Below are 16,665 nucleotides of genomic sequence, written 5' to 3' on the forward strand. Positions count from 1 at the left end.
GCAGTGCCGCCCAAGGAACCGCCGCGCCGCCGCGTACCCGGACCGGCCCGCCCCCGTAACGCGGGACAGGGCTCCGGCCGCTCCGGCGCACGCCCACCGGCCCGCCGCCCCCGCCCCGCCCCGGGGCGCGCCACCGCGCGCGGAGGCACCCCGCGCTCCCTGCGCCTGGGCAGCCCGCGCCCCCGGCTGCGGCTCGTCGGCCTCGGGCTGACGCTGGTCATGCTGGCCTTCGTGGCCCGGCTGCTCCAGGTCCAGGCCGTCGACGCCAGCGCGTACGCGGCCAAGGCCGAGAAGAACCGCTACCTGGAGTACACGGTCGCCGCCGAGCGCGGCGAGATCACCGACCGCAAGGGCGTCGCCCTCGCCACCAGCGTGGACGCGCACAACATCACCGCCGACCCGAAGATGTTCACGCCCGAGGACAGCAAGGCCCCCGACGCGCCCCAGCAGGCCGCCGCCCTGCTAGCCCCTATCCTCGGCAAGGACGTCGACGAGCTCGTCAAGAAGCTCTCGACGCCCAAGTCGCGCTACACCGTCCTCGCCTACCGGCAGACGCCCCAGGTCTGGAAGCAGATCAAGGACCTCAAGACCGTCTTCGCCGAGAAGGCGTCCGAGGACAAGCTCAACGGCGGCCCGGGAGCCAACGTCCTGGCCGGCGTCCTCCAGGAGCCCACCACCAAGCGCGTCTACCCCAACGGGGACCTCGCCGCCGGGATACTGGGATTCGTCAGCGACGACGGCAAGGGCGGTGGCGGCCTGGAGTCACAGCTCAACGAGGAACTCGCTGGCGAGGACGGCAGGATCCGCTACGCACAGGCCGGCGGACGCCGTGTTCCCACCGCGGGCAGCAGCGAGATCCCGGCCGTCCCCGGCTCCGACATCGAGCTGACCATCGACCGTGACATCCAGTGGGCCGCCCAGAAGGCCATCAGCGACCAGGTCGTCAAGTCCAAGGCCGACCGCGGCTACGTCATCGTGCAGAACACCAGGACCGGCGAACTGCTGGCCATGGCCAACGCCCCGGGCTACGATCCCAACGACCTCTCCCAGGCCACCTCGGCATCCCTCGGCAACGCGGCCCTTCAGGACGTGTACGAGCCCGGCTCCACCAGCAAGGTCATGTCCATGGCCGCCGTGCTGGAGGAGGGGGCCGCCACGCCGGGCACCCACGTCACCGTCCCCAACCGGCTGCACCGCGGCGACCGGCTCTTCAAGGACGACGTCGACCACCCCACCTGGTACCTCACGCTCAACGGGGTCCTCGCCAAGTCCAGCAACATCGGCACCATCCTGGCGACCGGTCAGCTCGGCAAGACCCAGGCGGAGTCGAACCAGGTCCTCTACGACTACCTGCGGAAGTTCGGCCTCGGCAAGAAGACCGGGCTCGGCTACCCCGGGGAGTCGCCCGGCCTGCTGGCCCACCCGAAGGACTGGTCGACCTCGCAGCAGTACACGATCCCCTTCGGCCAGGGCCTCTCGCTCAACGCCGTCCAGGCCGCCTCGGTCTACTCCACCGTCGCCAACGGAGGCGTACGGATCGCCCCCACCCTCGTACGGGGAACCAAGGGCTCCGACGGCCGGTTCACCCCGGCCGAGGCGCCCGAGGAGAACCGGGTGGTCAGCGAGAAGACCGCCAAGACCCTGGCGACGATGCTGGAGTCCGTCGTCGACGACCGCGAAGGCACCGGCACCAAGGCCGCCATCCCCGGCTACCGGGTCGCGGGCAAGACCGGCACCGCCAACCGGGTCGACCCCGTCCGCGGCGTCTACAAGGGCTACACCGCCTCCTTCGCGGGCTTCGCCCCCGCCGACAACCCGCAGGTCACCGTCTACTGCGCGATCCAGAACCCCACCAAGGGCAGCTACTTCGGCGGCCAGATCTGCGGCCCGATCTACAAGCAGGTCATGGAGTTCGCGCTCAAGACGCTCCAGACCCCCCCGTCCGGCAGCGAGCCGCCCCGGCTGCCGGTGTCCTTCAAGCCCGGCGAGTGAACACGGGGATGCGCGAGCATCTCCTCCAAGGGAACCCTCAGTGACAACCATCACCCCCGATCCCGGGAACCGGAACGAGAACCGCCGGAACCAGGGTGCCTCGCTTCGCGAGAGCCCGCACCGGCCCGGTACGCTCACCGCCGTGCCCCACGCTGATCAGTCCCAAACCTCTCAGAAGGACGCGCCTGTGACCTACCCGGGAGCGCCCCGACCGGACCGGCTCCGGCCCACCCCTCTCGGCGAGCTGGCCGGCCGGCTCGGCGTCGAAACGGCCGGGTCCGGTGAGATCACCGGCATCACGCACGACTCGCGGGCCGTGCGCCCCGGCGACGTGTACGCGGCCCTGCCCGGCGCCCGCCTCCACGGCGCCGACTTCGCCGCCCAGGCCGCCGGGCTCGGCGCCGCCGCCGTCCTCACCGACCCCGCCGGCGCCGAACGCGCCGCCGCCACCGGTCTGCCGGTCCTGGTCACCGAGAACCCACGCGCCGTGATGGGCGAGCTGGCCGCCGACATCTACGGGCGGCCCGGCATCGGCCTCCTCCAGATCGGCATCACCGGAACCTCCGGCAAGACCACCACCGCGTACCTCGTCGAGGGCGGACTGCGCGCCGCCGGGCGGCCCACCGGGCTGATCGGCACCGTCGAGATGCGGATCGGCGACGAGCGCATCAAGTCCGAGCGCACCACCCCCGAAGCCACCGACCTCCAGGCGCTGTTCGCCGTCATGCGCGAACGCGGCGTCGAGGCCGTCGCGATGGAGGTCTCCAGCCACGCCCTGGTGCTCGGCCGGGTCGACGGTTGCGTCTTCGACGTCGCCGTCTTCAACAACCTCAGCCCGGAGCACATGGAGTTCCACTCCGGCATGGAGGACTACTTCCAGGCCAAGGCACGGCTCTTCACCCCCGAGCGCAGCCATCGCGGCGTCGTGAACTTCGACGACGAGTACGGCCGCAGGCTCCTCACCGAGTCCGGGGTGCCGGTCACCAGCTTCTCCGCCGAGGGCCACCCGGACGCCGACTGGCACGCCGAGGACGTCGAGGTCGGACCGCAGGACAGCACCTTCACCGCCGTCGGCCCCAAGGGCGAGCGGATCACCGCCCGCGCCCCGCTGCCCGGCCCGTTCAACGTCGCCAACACCCTCGCCGCGATCGTCACGCTGGCCGTCGCGGGTGTCGACCCCCAGATCGCCGCCGACGGCGTCGCCGCCGTCCCCGGAGTCCCGGGTCGGCTGGAGCGGGTGGACGCCGGACAGCCCTACCTCGCCGTCGTCGACTACGCGCACAAGACCGACGCCGTCGAGTCCGTCCTGCGCTCCCTGCGCAAGGTCACCGAGGGCCGGGTGCACATCGTCCTCGGCTGCGGCGGCGACCGCGACACCACCAAACGCGGCCCGATGGGCGCCGCCGCGGCCCGGCTCGCCGACACCGCCGTACTGACCTCCGACAACCCCCGCTCCGAGGACCCCCTCGCGATCCTCGCCGCGATGCTCTCCGGCGCCGCCGAAGTGCCCGTCCACGAGCGCGGCGACGTGCTGGTCGACGCCGACCGCGCCTCGGCCATCGCCGCCGCCGTCGCCCGCGCCGAACCGGGCGACACCGTCCTTGTCGCGGGCAAGGGGCACGAACAGGGCCAGGACATCCACGGGGTGGTACGCCCCTTCGACGACCGCAAGGTCCTGCACGCAGCCATCGAGCGGTCCCTGACGCGCCCCGGCGCCGCGGACCGTGCCCCTCATCACGAGAACAACAGTCAGGGATGACCAAGTGATCACCCTTTCCCTCGCCGAGATCGCCGAAATCGTCGGCGGGCAGTCGTACGACATACCGGATCCGGCAGTCACCGTGACCGGACCCGTCGTCATCGACTCCCGCGAGGTCGTGTCCGGCAGCCTGTTCGCCGCGTTCGCCGGCGAACGGGTCGACGGTCACGACTACGCCCAGCGCGCCGTCGAGGCGGGCGCGGCAGCCGTACTGGCGGCCCGCCCCGTCGGCGTTCCGGCGATCGTCGTGGACGACGTCGTCGGCGCGCTCGGAGCCCTCGCCCGCGCCGTCGTGGAACGCCTCGGCACCACCGTCGTCGGCCTCACCGGCTCCGCCGGCAAGACGTCCACCAAGGACCTGATCGCGCAGCTCCTCCAGCGCAAGGGCCCGACCGTCTGGACGCCCGGCTCCCTCAACAACGAGATCGGCCTGCCCATCACGGCGCTGACGGCCACCGCCGAGACCGAGCACCTGGTCCTGGAGATGGGCGCCCGCGGCATCGGCCACATCCACTACCTGGCCGACCTCACCCCGCCCCGGATCGGCCTCGTCCTGAACGTCGGCTCCGCCCACCTCGGCGAGTTCGGCAGCCGGGAGGCCATCGCCCAGGCCAAGGGCGAGCTGGTCGAGGTCCTGCCCGAGGACGGCTGCGCCGTGCTCAACGCGGACGACCCGCTCGTCCGCGCCATGGCCTCGCGCACCCAGGCCCGGGTCCTGCTCTTCGGAGAAGCCCCGGAAGCGGACGTACGGGGCGAGAAGGTCAGGATGACCCCCGACGGGCGGCCCGCGTTCGAGCTCCACACACCCACCGGGTGCAGCGACGTGACCATGCGCCTGTACGGTGAGCACCACGTGTCGAACGCGCTCGCCGCGGCCGCCGTCGCCCATGAGTTGGGCATGTCCGTGACCGAGATCGCCGAGGCGCTCTCGGAGGCGGGCACCCTCTCCCGCTGGCGCATGGAGGTCACCGAGCGCGGGGACGGTGTGACGGTCGTCAACGACGCCTACAACGCGAACCCCGAATCCATGAGAGCCGCACTGCGTGCGCTGGCTGCCATGGGCCAGGCCCGAGGGGCCGACGGGGGGCGCACCTGGGCGGTGCTCGGTCAGATGGCCGAGCTCGGTGACGCGTCGCTCGCCGAGCACGACGCGGTCGGACGGCTCGCCGTCCGGCTCAACGTCAGCAAGCTCGTCGCTGTCGGGGGGAGAGAAGCCTCCTGGCTGCAACTGGGCGCATATAACGAGGGTTCGTGGGGTGAGGAGTCGGTGCACGTGTCCGACGCACAGGCGGCCGTCGACCTGTTGCGCAGTGAACTGCGCCCGGGAGACGTCGTGCTGGTGAAGGCGTCCCGGTCGGTCGGCCTGGAGAAGGTCGCCCTGGCACTGCTGGAGAACTCGACCGAGGGCGAGGTCGCCGGCCGATGAGGCAGATCCTCTTCGCGGGGGCCATCGGGCTCTTCCTGACCCTGGTCGGTACTCCGCTGCTGATCAAGCTGCTGGCCCGCAAGGGCTACGGGCAGTTCATCCGGGACGACGGCCCGCGCACGCACGGCAGCAAGAAGGGCACGCCCACGATGGGCGGCATCGCCTTCATCCTGGCGACGATCGTCGCGTACCTTCTCGCGAAGGTCATCACGGGTGAGGACATCCGCTACTCCGGCGTCCTCGTGCTGTTCCTGATGGCGGGCATGGGCCTCGTCGGGTTCCTCGACGACTACATCAAGATCGTCAAGCAGCGTTCGCTCGGTCTGCGGGCCAAGGCGAAGATGGCGGGGCAGCTGATCGTCGGCATCGCCTTCGCGGTGCTCTCGCTCCAGTTCCCCAACTCCGCGGGCAGCACCCCGGCCTCCGACCGGCTCTCCTTCGTGGAGGACTTCGGCTGGTCGATCGGCCCGGTGCTCTTCTGCGTCTGGGCGCTGTTCATGATCCTCGCCATGTCCAACGGCGTGAACCTCACCGACGGCCTCGACGGTCTGGCCACCGGCGCCTCCGTCATGGTCTTCGGCGCCTACACCTTCATCGGCCTCTGGCAGTTCCAGGAGTCCTGCGCCAACGCGGACAAGCTGACCAACCCGAGCGCCTGTTTCGAGGTACGCGACCCGCTCGACCTCGCCGTCGTCGCCGCCGCGCTGATGGGCGCCTGCTTCGGCTTCCTGTGGTGGAACACCTCGCCCGCCAAGATCTTCATGGGCGACACCGGCTCGCTCGCCCTCGGCGGCGCCCTCGCGGGCCTCGCGATCCTGTCCCGCACCGAGTTCCTGCTCGCCATCCTCGGCGGCCTCTTCGTGATGATCACCATGTCCGTGGTCATCCAGGTCGGTTCGTTCAAGATGACCGGCAAGCGGGTCTTCCGGATGGCGCCGCTCCAGCACCACTTCGAACTCAAGGGGTGGTCCGAGGTCCTTGTCGTGGTCCGCTTCTGGATCATCCAGGGCATGTGCGTGATCGTCGGACTCGGCCTCTTCTACGCGGGATGGGCAGCCAAGAAGTGAGCACCGTGGACTGGCAGGGCAAGCACGTCACCGTCGCCGGGCTCGGCGTCAGCGGCATCCCCGCAGCCCGCGCCCTGCACGAGCGCGGCGCGCTCGTCACCGTCGTCAACGACGGCGACGACGAACGCGCCCGCGCGCAGGCGGCCGAACTGGAGGCGCTCGGCATCACCGTGCGCCTCGGCGACGGCGCCACCCTGCCGCCGTCCACGGAACTCGTCGTCACCGCCCCCGGCTGGCAGCCGGACAAGCCGCTCTTCCTGGCTGCCGCCGAGGCGGGCGTCCCGGTCTGGGGCGACGTCGAACTGGCCTGGCGACTGCGCGGCGACAACGGCCGCAAGGCCGCGCCCTGGCTCGCGGTCACCGGAACCAACGGCAAGACCACGACCGTACGCATGCTGGCTTCCATCCTGGAGGCGGCGGGCCTGCGCACCGCGGCCGTCGGCAACATCGGCGTATCGCTGCTGGACGCGGTCCTCGGCGAGACGGAGTACGACGTCCTCGCCGTCGAACTCTCCAGCTACCAGCTGCACTGGGCGCCCTCGCTGCGCGCCCACTCCGCCGCCGTGCTCAACCTGGCGCCGGACCACCTCGACTGGCACGGCTCGATGGAGGCGTACGCCGCCGACAAGGGCCGCGTCTACGAGGGCAACACCGTGGCCTGCGTCTACAACGTGGCCGACCCGGCCACCGAGGACCTGGTCCGCGAGGCCGACGTCGAGGAGGGCTGCCGGGCCATCGGCTTCACCCTCGGAGCCCCCGGCCCCTCACAGCTCGGCGTGGTCGACGGCATCCTCGTCGACCGGGCGTTCGTCGCCAACCGCCAGAAGCAGGCCCAGGAGCTGGCCGAGGTCAGCGATGTCGACCCGCCGGCCCCGCACAACATCGCCAACGCCCTCGCGGCCGCCGCCCTCGCCCGCGCCTTCGGCGTGGAGCCGGCCGCCGTCCGCGACGGGCTGCGCGCCTTCCGGCCGGACGCCCACCGCATCGAACACGTCGCGGACATCGGCGAGGTCGCCTACGTGGACGACTCCAAGGCCACCAACACCCACGCCACCGAAGCGTCGCTGGCCGCCTACGACTCCATCGTCTGGATCGCCGGCGGACTGGCCAAGGGCGCCACCTTCGACGAGCTGGTCATCGGCGCGGCGAAGCGGCTGCGCGGTGTCGTGCTGATGGGCGCCGACCGGGCGCTGATCCACGAAGCCCTGACGCGACACGCCCCCGAAGTCCCGGTGGTCGACCTCGACCGGACCGACACTGGTGCGATGTCCGAAGCGGTCGCGCGGGCCGCCGAGCTCGCCCGGCCGGGCGACACGGTGCTGCTGGCCCCGGCCTGTGCCTCGATGGACATGTTCACCAACTACAACAAGCGGGGCGAGGCGTTCGCGGACGCGGTCCGCGCACGCGCCGACGAGAGCGCCTGACCGACCGGGCCTCCGCGCCCGGGGTCACCGCCCCGGGCACGAGCAGTGGAGGGGACAGCGACAATGCCGGCCGACGAGAGATTCGCCGTACGGCGGGAGAGCGCACGGGCCTCGGTACCCCGCCCCCTCGCGGCGCCCGCACCCGCCGGCGTACCGCAGCCCCCCGGGCTCGCCCTGCGCGGACGCCTCGCCACCGGCGCCCGGCGCCCCGAGACACCGCGCGGCTCCGGACGCGGCGGCTCCGGCTCCCGTACCCCGCGCTCCGGGCGCGGCGGCGGACCGCGCCGGGCCTACGAGCGGGCACGGCGGGCCTGGGACCGGCCACTGACCGCCTATTACGTGATCCTCGGCTCCAGCCTCCTGATCACCGTGCTGGGCCTGGTGATGGTCTACTCCGCCTCGATGATCAAGGCGCTGGACATCAGCAAGCCCTCGACGTACTTCTTCGGCAAGCAGTTCCTCGCCGCCGTCATCGGGGGCGCTCTGATGCTGATCGCCGCCCGGATGCCCGTGAAGCTCCACCGGGCGCTGGCCTACCCGATACTGATGGTCACCGTATTCCTGATGATCCTGGTCCAGGTGCCGGGGATAGGGATGTCGGTCAACGGCAACCAGAACTGGCTCTACCTGGGCGGCCCGTTCCAGCTCCAGCCCAGCGAGTTCGGCAAGCTGGCCCTCATCCTGTGGGGCGCCGACCTGCTGGCCCGCAAGCAGGACAAGCGGTTGCTGACGCAGTGGAAGCACATGCTCGTGCCGCTCGTCCCGGTCGCCTTCATGCTGCTCGGACTGATCATGCTCGGCGGCGACATGGGAACCGCGATCATTCTCACGGCGATCCTGTTCGGTCTGCTCTGGCTGGCCGGCGCCCCCACCCGGCTCTTCGCCGGAGTCCTCGGCTTCGCCGCCGTCCTCGCGTTCCTGCTGATCAGAACCAGCCCGAACCGGATGTCCCGGCTCGCCTGCATGGGCGTGAGCGAACCCGATCCGGAGGGCGGCTGCTGGCAGGCCGCCCACGGAATCTATGCTCTGGCGTCCGGCGGATGGTTCGGTTCCGGGCTGGGTGCGAGTGTGGAAAAATGGGGTCAACTCCCGGAACCCCACACCGACTTCATCTTCGCGATCACCGGTGAGGAACTGGGTCTGGCAGGGACGCTGTCCGTGCTCGCCCTGTTCGCGGCTCTAGGCTATGCGGGTATCCGCGTGGCCGGACGCACGGAGGACCCCTTCGTGAGGTATGCCGCGGGAGGCGTGACCACGTGGATCACGGCCCAGGCCGTGATCAACATCGGTGCGGTGCTCGGCCTGTTGCCGATCGCCGGGGTTCCGCTCCCGCTGTTCTCCTACGGGGGGTCGGCCCTGCTGCCGACGATGTTCGCGGTCGGGCTGATGATCGCCTTCGCACGGGAGGATCCCGCAGCGAAGGCGGCCCTGGCCATGCGGAGGCCCGGGGTGAGATGGAAGACGATGAGACGGCGCGTCAAGAAGCGTTCGTCCGGAGAGCGGTGAATTTCGGTGCATGTCGTACTCGCCGGCGGGGGGACCGCCGGACACATCGAGCCCGCGCTTGCCCTCGCAGACGCCCTGCGCAGGCAGGACCCGACCGTGGGAATCACTGCCCTCGGCACGGAACGCGGACTGGAGACCAGGCTCGTGCCCGAGCGGGGGTACGAGCTGGCGCTCATCCCCGCGGTCCCGCTGCCCCGTAAGCCCACGCCCGAACTGATCACCGTCCCGGGCCGGCTGCGCGGCACCATCAAGGCGGCCGAGCAGATCCTGGAGCGCACCAAGGCGGACTGCGTGGTCGGCTTCGGCGGCTACGTCGCGCTGCCCGGCTATCTCGCCGCCAAGCGGGCCGGTGTGCCGATCGTGGTCCACGAGGCCAACGCCCGCCCGGGCCTGGCCAACAAGATCGGCTCGCGCTACGCCCACGGGGTCGCCGTCTCCACCCCGGACAGCAAGCTGCGCGGCGCCCGCTACATCGGCATCCCGCTGCGCCGCACCATCGCCACCCTGGACCGCGCCCGGGTCCGCCCGGAGGCCCGCGCCTCCTTCGGCCTCGACCCCAACCTGCCCACGCTGCTGGTCTCCGGCGGCTCGCAGGGCGCGCGCCACCTCAACGAGGTCGTCCAGCGGGTCGCGCCGCTGCTCCAGCGCTCCGGGATCCAGATCCTCCATGTGGTCGGCCCGAAGAACGAATTGCCGCGGATCGACAACATGCCCGGAATGCCGCCCTACATCCCGGTACCGTACGTGGACCGGATGGACCTCGCGTACGCCGCGGCCGACATGATGCTCTGCCGTGCCGGCGCGATGACCGTCGCCGAACTCTCCGCCGTCGGGCTCCCCGCCGCCTACGTCCCGCTGCCCATCGGCAACGGCGAACAGCGGCTCAACGCCCAGCCGGTGGTCAACGCCGGCGGCGGCCTGCTGGTGGACGACGCGGCGCTCACCCCGGAATGGGTGCAGGGCAACGTCCTGCCGGTACTGTCGGACCCCCACCGGCTGTACGAAATGTCCCGCGCCGCGGCCGAGTTCGGCCGGCGCGACGCCGACGACCTGCTCGTCGGCATGGTGTACGAAGCGATCGCCGCACGCCGTTAGGCGTACGGCGCGATGCGGTGCGGACCCGGGGCGGGTGCCCCGGGTCCGGCGAAGGAGCGAGCGTGGCCGGACCGACGACCGCACAGCGCGGCGCACCCGGGCGGGCGGACACCTCCGCCCGCCCGCCGCACATCGGCCCCGAGGGGCCCCGGATCAGCCGCCGTCTGCTGCTGATCCTGATCGGCGTCGTGGCAGCCCTGCTCGCCGCGTTCGTGATCTGGGTGCTCTACGGCTCCTCCTGGCTCCGCGTCGAGAAGGTCACCACGAGCGGCGTCGAGGTCCTGACCCGCGAGGAAGTGGAAGCGGTTGCCGCAGCTCCGATCGGCGCTCCGCTGGTCTCCGTGGACACCGGTGCCATGGAGCGCCGGTTGCGCCAGAAGTTGCCTCGTATCGACACAGTTGATGTCGTTCGGTCCTGGCCGCACGGCATCGGCCTTAAGGTGACCGAACGGAAGCCGGTCCTGCTCGTCGAGAAGGGCGGGAAGTTCGTGGAAGTGGATGCCGAGGGCGTGCGCTTCGCCACCGTGGACAAGGCGCCGAAGGGCGTGCCCCTGCTGGAGCTGACTCCCGAACCGTCCGCGAGCCTGCGCCGCTTCGGCGGTGACCGTCTGTTGCGGGAGGCGGTCCGAGTGGCCGGCGGCCTTCCGGCGGGCGTCGCCCGGGACACCGAGGCCGTCCGCGTCACCTCGTACGACGCGATCTCCTTGCGGCTCACCCGCGATCGTGTGGTGACCTGGGGGAGCGGCGAGGACGGGCCGGTGAAGGCACGGGTGCTCGGCGCGCTCATGAAAGCCGCCCCCAAAGCGGGGCACTTCGACGTAAGCGCTCCCACCGCCCCGGCGGTATCGGCGAGTTGACGGGTATTTGTGCTGGCCAGCACCCTGGTTGGTCAGCGCTACGGGTGATCACATAGGGTGAAAAGAAAAACGGGAGGTTCGGCGTGTTCGTTGAACGTGCGCCACTTGTCGACTTAGTGTCCTGTTCGGAAGAGTCCAGGAAGCAGACACACTGATAACCCTAAACTTCAGCGTTAGGGTTTGGGTCGGCGTTCGGACCGTCCCCATCGACATCAGTCATCGCCGCGGGGCCACCGCAGAGCGACGACACGTAACTCGAGGCGAGAGGCCTTCGACGTGGCAGCACCGCAGAACTACCTCGCAGTCATCAAGGTCATCGGTGTCGGCGGCGGTGGTGTCAATGCCATCAACCGAATGATCGAGGTCGGTCTCAAGGGCGTCGAGTTCATCGCGATCAACACGGACGCACAAGCCCTGTTGATGAGCGACGCCGACGTCAAGCTCGACGTCGGCCGCGAACTCACCCGGGGCCTCGGCGCCGGGGCGAACCCGGCCGTCGGTCGTAAGGCGGCAGAGGACCACCGTGAGGAGATCGAGGAGGTCCTCAAGGGGGCCGACATGGTCTTCGTCACCGCCGGAGAGGGCGGCGGCACCGGCACCGGCGGCGCACCCGTCGTCGCCAACATCGCGCGCTCGCTCGGCGCCCTGACGATCGGCGTGGTCACCCGCCCGTTCACCTTCGAGGGCCGGCGACGCGCGAACCAGGCGGAGGACGGCATCGCCGAACTCCGCGAAGAGGTCGACACCCTCATCGTCATTCCCAACGACCGCCTGCTGTCCATCTCGGACCGCCAGGTCAGCGTGCTCGACGCGTTCAAGTCGGCCGACCAGGTGCTGCTCTCGGGTGTCCAGGGCATCACCGACCTCATCACCACCCCGGGTCTGATCAACCTCGACTTCGCCGACGTCAAGTCGGTCATGTCCGAGGCCGGATCGGCGCTCATGGGCATCGGCTCGGCGCGCGGCGACGACCGCGCGGTGGCGGCCGCGGAGATGGCGATCTCCTCGCCCCTCCTGGAGGCCTCCATCGACGGCGCCCGCGGTGTCCTGCTCTCCATCTCCGGCGGCAGCGACCTCGGTCTCTTCGAGATCAACGAGGCCGCCCAGCTGGTGAGCGAGGCGGCGCACCCCGAGGCCAACATCATCTTCGGCGCCGTCATCGACGACGCCCTGGGTGACGAGGTGCGGGTCACCGTGATCGCCGCGGGCTTCGACGGCGGACAGCCGCCGGCCCGCCGGGAGAACGTCCTCGGCGCCAACAGCAACAAGCGCGAGGAGCCGGCCGCCCCGGTCAGGTCCTCCGTCGAGCCCGCACGTCCGACGGGCGGACTCGGTTCCGTACCTCCGCGCGAGGAGAGCCCGGCCCCGGCCGAGCCCGCCCCCGCGTCGGCTTCGAGCGAGAGCGCGCTGCCGCAGGTCTCTCCGCCGCACGTACCGCCGGCCCGTCCCTACCAGGACGCCCAGGCCGAAGAGCTGGACGTACCGGACTTCTTGAAGTGATAGGTCAGCATCGGGCGGCATCCGTCGCGGGCAGCGCTCATTTCGCCTTCACCGACCGGTGGGGTGGAGTGAGCGTCGCTCCGTACGGTGAACTCAACCTCGGCGGCGCGGTCGGTGACGACCCCGCCGCCGTCGGCGCGAATCGCGAGCGCGCGGCCCGCGACCTCGGCATCGACCCGGCCCGCGTCGTCTGGATGAACCAGGTGCACGGCCGGGACGTCGCGGTGGTGGACGGGCCCTGGGGCGCGGACGCGGAGATCCCGGCCGTGGACGCGGTGGTGACCGCCCGGCGGGGGCTGCCGCTCGCGGTCCTCACCGCCGACTGCACCCCCGTACTGCTCGCCGACCCGGTCGCCGGAATCGTCGGGGCGGCGCACGCCGGGCGGCCGGGGCTGGTCGCCGGAGTCGTGCCGGCGGTGGTCGAGGCCATGGTCGCGCTCGGCGCACAACCCTCCCGGATCACCGCGCACACCGGACCGGCCGTCTGCGGACGGTGCTACGAAGTGCCCGAGGCGATGCGGGCCGAGGTCGCCGAGGCCGTCCCCGGCACCTGGTCCGAGACCAGCTGGGGAACACCGGCGGTCGACGTCACCGGCGGAGTCCACGCCCAGCTCGCCGCCCTCGGGGTGACGGACCGGCACTCCTCGCCGCACTGCACCCTGGAATCGGGCGACCACTTCTCGTACCGCCGCGACCGCACCACCGGGCGGCTCGCCGGATATGTCTGGTTGGACTGATAGGGCATGACGGACCGTAAGGCTCAACTCGCCGCGAATCTGGCACAGGTGGAGGAAAGGATCGCCTCCTCCTGCGCCGCCGCCGGTCGCAAGCGCGAGGAAGTGACCCTGATCGTGGTCACCAAGACCTACCCCGCGACCGATGTGCGGATCCTGCATGAACTCGGTGTGCGCCATGTCGCGGAGAATCGTGACCAGGACGCAGCCCCCAAGGCCACCGCTTGTGCGGATCTTTCGCTGACATGGCACTTTGTCGGACAATTGCAGACGAACAAGGTTCGTTCTGTGACCAGTTATGCCGATGTCGTGCAGTCGGTGGACCGCGCCAAGCTGGTCGCCGCTCTCTCCGCCGCCGCGGTGCGCGGGGAGCGCGAGCTCGGCTGTCTGATCCAGGTCGCCCTGGACGCGGAGAGCGGCGAGCGCGGTGAGCGCGGCGGCGTCGCGCCGGACGGGGTCGAGGAGTTGGCGGCCGCGATCGACGCGGCTCCCGGACTCCGGCTCGACGGACTGATGACCGTGGCCCCGCTGGCCGGGGAGTACGCCGGCCGGCAACGGGCCGCGTTCGACCGGCTGATGGAAATCTCATCCCGCCTGCGCGCCGGTCATCCGGCTGCGAACATGGTCTCCGCAGGTATGAGCGGGGATCTGGAGGACGCGGTGGCGGCCGGAGCGACACATGTACGCGTCGGTACGGCGGTGCTCGGAGTCCGACCCCGGCTCGGGTAACGTCGCGAAGCAAGTCGGACCACAGCAGAAAATATGGTCATTACCGCTCATAGCGGACAGACCACCGTGGATCGCGGGCACTTGGTGACGAATGCCGATCCACCACAGAGCGGAGGACTCGGAGCATGGCCGGCGCGATGCGCAAGATGGCGGTCTACCTCGGCCTCGTGGAGGACGATGGGTACGACGGTCCGGGGTTCGACCCCGATGACGAATTCGAACCTGAGCCGGAGCCCGAGCGCGACCGGCGGCGGCACCAGCCCCCGCACCAGGTGGAGCGGGAACGCGAGCGGGATCGCGAGCGTGAGCGCGAAAGGGATGAACCAGTGCGAGTGGTGCAACCGCCCGCCCAGCGCGAGCCGGTTCAGCTCCCCGCGGAAAGCGGGCGACCCGCCCGAATCGCCCCCGTGGCATCCATCACACCTGAACGCCCGAGCATGGAGAAGAACGCACCGGTGATCATGCCCAAGGTCGTGTCCGAGCGGGAGCCGTACCGCATCACCACGCTGCACCCCAGGACCTACAACGAGGCCCGTACCATCGGGGAACACTTCCGTGAGGGCACTCCGGTGATCATGAATCTCACGGAGATGGACGATACGGACGCGAAGCGACTTGTCGACTTTGCCGCGGGTCTCGTCTTCGGTCTCCATGGCAGCATTGAACGCGTGACGCAGAAGGTGTTCCTGTTGTCGCCTGCTAACGTCGATGTCACGGCGGAGGACAAGGCCCGCATCGCAGAGGGCGGATTCTTCAACCAGAGCTGAGAACACGACACCGGGAACAACCCGGCCGAGAGGCCGGTGCCGGCCACGAGGCCGGAGCTACGAGAGCCAGGGGAGAGGGAACCGCGGGACATGGGCGTCGCACTGGATGTGGTCTATATCGCGCTGATGTGTTTCCTCATCGTGCTGATCTTCCGGCTGGTCATGGACTATGTCTTCCAGTTCGCACGTTCATGGCAACCCGGCAAGGCGATGGTGGTCGTACTTGAGGCCACCTACACTGTCACCGATCCACCGCTCAAGCTTCTGCGGCGGTTCATCCCGCCGCTGCGTCTCGGGGGCGTGGCACTCGACCTGTCCTTCTTCGTTCTGATGATCATCGTCTACATCCTGATCAGCGTTGTGGTCAGGTTGTGAGCGATACGGTCTTGCCGACTGCCGACGACTACGTAGAGGTGAAGAAGAGATGCCGTTGACCCCTGAGGACGTGCGGAACAAGCAGTTCACGACCGTCCGCCTCCGAGAAGGCTATGACGAGGACGAGGTCGATGCCTTTCTAGACGAGGTCGAATCGGAGCTGACCCGTCTGCTCCGTGAGAACGAGGACCTGCGCGCCAAGCTGGCCGCCGCGACGCGCGCCGCCGCGCAGAACCAGCAGCAGCAACAGCAGCAGGGCATGCGCAAGCCTCCGGAGCAGCAGGACCGCCCCGGTGCGCCCGTTCCCGCCGCCATATCCGGACCGCCGCAGCAGCAGCAGCCTCCGCAGATGGGTCCGCCCCAGCTGCCCGGTGGCGCGCCGCAGCTGCCCGCAGGTCCCAGTGGCCACGGCCCCCAGGGCGGCCACGGCCCCGGTCCGCAGGGCCCGCACGGCCCCGGCCCGATGCAGGGCGGCCCCATGGGTGGCCCGATGGGCGGCCCCATGGGTCAGCACCCCCAGCAGCAGCAGATGCAGCAGATGCAGCCGCCGCAGATGCAGCAGCAGGGGCAGGGCCCCGGTGGCGACAGCGCCGCCCGTGTCCTCTCGCTCGCGCAGCAGACTGCCGACCAGGCGATCGCGGAGGCCCGTTCCGAGGCCAACAAGATCGTCGGCGAGGCCCGTAGCCGTGCCGAGGGCCTGGAGCGCGACGCGCGCGCCAAGGCCGACGCCCTGGAGCGGGACGCGCAGGAGAAGCATCGCGTGGCGATGGGCTCGCTGGAGTCGGCCCGCGCGACGCTGGAGCGCAAGGTCGAGGACCTGCGTGGCTTCGAGCGCGAGTACCGCACGCGGCTGAAGTCCTACCTGGAGAGCCAGCTGCGTCAGCTGGAGACCCAGGCGGACGACTCGCTCGCCCCGCCGCGGACTCCGGCGACCGCCTCGCTGCCGCCGTCCCCCTCGCTGGCCCCGGCCGGTGCGGGCGCGATGGGTCACTCCATGGGCGGCTCCAACCACGGTGGCCACGGTGGCCAGCAGATGGGTGGCGGCCAGTCCATGGGCGGTGCGCCGTCCTACGGTGGCCAGCAGCAGATGTCGCCCGCGATGACGCAGCCGATGGCGCCGGTGCGGCCGCAGGCGCCGCAGCCGATGCAGCAGGCGCCTTCGCCGATGCGTGGGTTCCTGATCGACGAGGACGACAACTGAGCGGTATGCGCTCGCTGAGCGCGTAGCCGTCGGCAGGCAAAGGGCCGGGCCCCGGGTTTTCCCGGGGCCCGGCCCTTTGCCGTGGGCGGTGGCCGGGGAGCCGGGGTGGGGGTGGTGTGCCTGCGGCGGGCTGTTCCCCTACCCGCCCCTTCCCGAAACCGGGGCGCTGCCCCGGGCCCCCTCTTGCCCTCAAGCGCCGGACGGGCTGAGTTTCGGGGCTCCGCCCCGGACCC

General features: G+C 70.7%; 14 protein-coding genes. All 14 read left to right on the forward strand.

The features are described from left to right. Positions 1-3: 3 nt before the first annotated feature. The 14 genes from AC0VY3_RS09895 to AC0VY3_RS09960 all read left to right on the forward strand — a co-directional run bounded on the left by AC0VY3_RS09895 (position 4) and on the right by AC0VY3_RS09960 (position 16,432). Entirely contained in the window at positions 4-1,992 is a 1,989-nt protein-coding gene (locus AC0VY3_RS09895) for a peptidoglycan D,D-transpeptidase FtsI family protein (protein ID WP_475549436.1), read from the forward strand. 40 nt (positions 1,993-2,032) lie between these two features. Beyond that, positions 2,033-3,751: a UDP-N-acetylmuramoyl-L-alanyl-D-glutamate--2,6-diaminopimelate ligase gene (locus tag AC0VY3_RS09900; protein WP_373307556.1), complete on the forward strand. Its 1,719-nt coding sequence runs from the start codon at positions 2,033-2,035 to the stop codon at positions 3,749-3,751. Positions 3,752-3,755: 4 nt separating this feature from the next. Next, a complete protein-coding gene (locus tag AC0VY3_RS09905; RefSeq protein ID WP_103506961.1) occupies positions 3,756-5,177 on the forward strand; it encodes a UDP-N-acetylmuramoyl-tripeptide--D-alanyl-D-alanine ligase in 1,422 nt (473 codons plus the stop codon). Further along, positions 5,174-6,244 (forward strand): phospho-N-acetylmuramoyl-pentapeptide-transferase, encoded by a 1,071-nt coding sequence (gene mraY, locus AC0VY3_RS09910; protein WP_103506960.1) that lies wholly within the window; start codon positions 5,174-5,176, stop codon positions 6,242-6,244. The genes AC0VY3_RS09905 and mraY overlap by 4 nt, the downstream gene beginning before the upstream one ends. Continuing rightward, the gene (gene murD, locus AC0VY3_RS09915; protein ID WP_475549437.1) at positions 6,226-7,668 is read left to right on the forward strand and encodes a UDP-N-acetylmuramoyl-L-alanine--D-glutamate ligase; all 1,443 of its coding nucleotides are present in this window, start codon (positions 6,226-6,228) and stop codon (positions 7,666-7,668) included. Before mraY ends, murD begins: the two co-directional genes overlap by 19 nt. 63 nt (positions 7,669-7,731) lie before the next feature. Beyond that, positions 7,732-9,174 (forward strand): putative lipid II flippase FtsW, encoded by a 1,443-nt coding sequence (gene ftsW / locus AC0VY3_RS09920; RefSeq protein WP_181010684.1) that lies wholly within the window; start codon positions 7,732-7,734, stop codon positions 9,172-9,174. 6 nt (positions 9,175-9,180) lie between these two features. Further along, entirely contained in the window at positions 9,181-10,269 is a 1,089-nt protein-coding gene (murG, locus tag AC0VY3_RS09925; protein ID WP_007451369.1) for an undecaprenyldiphospho-muramoylpentapeptide beta-N-acetylglucosaminyltransferase, read from the forward strand. Between the two features lie 62 nt (positions 10,270-10,331). Beyond that, positions 10,332-11,126, forward strand: a complete 795-nt coding sequence (locus AC0VY3_RS09930; protein ID WP_103506958.1) for a cell division protein FtsQ/DivIB — start codon at positions 10,332-10,334, stop codon at positions 11,124-11,126. Between the two features lie 276 nt (positions 11,127-11,402). Then, positions 11,403-12,626 carry a cell division protein FtsZ gene (gene ftsZ, locus AC0VY3_RS09935; RefSeq protein ID WP_103506957.1) on the forward strand — a complete coding sequence of 408 codons (1,224 nt, stop codon included), beginning with the start codon at positions 11,403-11,405 and terminating at the stop codon, positions 12,624-12,626. Beyond that, positions 12,623-13,363, forward strand: a complete 741-nt coding sequence (pgeF, locus tag AC0VY3_RS09940; protein ID WP_103506956.1) for a peptidoglycan editing factor PgeF — start codon at positions 12,623-12,625, stop codon at positions 13,361-13,363. The genes ftsZ and pgeF overlap by 4 nt, the downstream gene beginning before the upstream one ends. Before the next feature lie 6 nt (positions 13,364-13,369). After that, positions 13,370-14,089 (forward strand): YggS family pyridoxal phosphate-dependent enzyme, encoded by a 720-nt coding sequence (locus AC0VY3_RS09945; RefSeq protein WP_103506955.1) that lies wholly within the window; start codon positions 13,370-13,372, stop codon positions 14,087-14,089. Positions 14,090-14,214: 125 nt separating this feature from the next. Continuing rightward, a complete protein-coding gene (locus AC0VY3_RS09950) occupies positions 14,215-14,856 on the forward strand; it encodes a cell division protein SepF (RefSeq protein ID WP_475549438.1) in 642 nt (213 codons plus the stop codon). A gap of 90 nt (positions 14,857-14,946) precedes the next feature. Then, on the forward strand, positions 14,947-15,231 hold the full coding sequence (locus tag AC0VY3_RS09955) for a YggT family protein (protein ID WP_006123846.1): 285 nt from the start codon (positions 14,947-14,949) through the stop codon (positions 15,229-15,231). A gap of 49 nt (positions 15,232-15,280) precedes the next feature. After that, positions 15,281-16,432, forward strand: a complete 1,152-nt coding sequence (locus AC0VY3_RS09960; RefSeq protein WP_164611122.1) for a DivIVA domain-containing protein — start codon at positions 15,281-15,283, stop codon at positions 16,430-16,432. The last annotated feature ends 233 nt before the right edge of the window (positions 16,433-16,665 follow it).

This window comes from Streptomyces sp. iso_384, assembly GCF_056172905.1.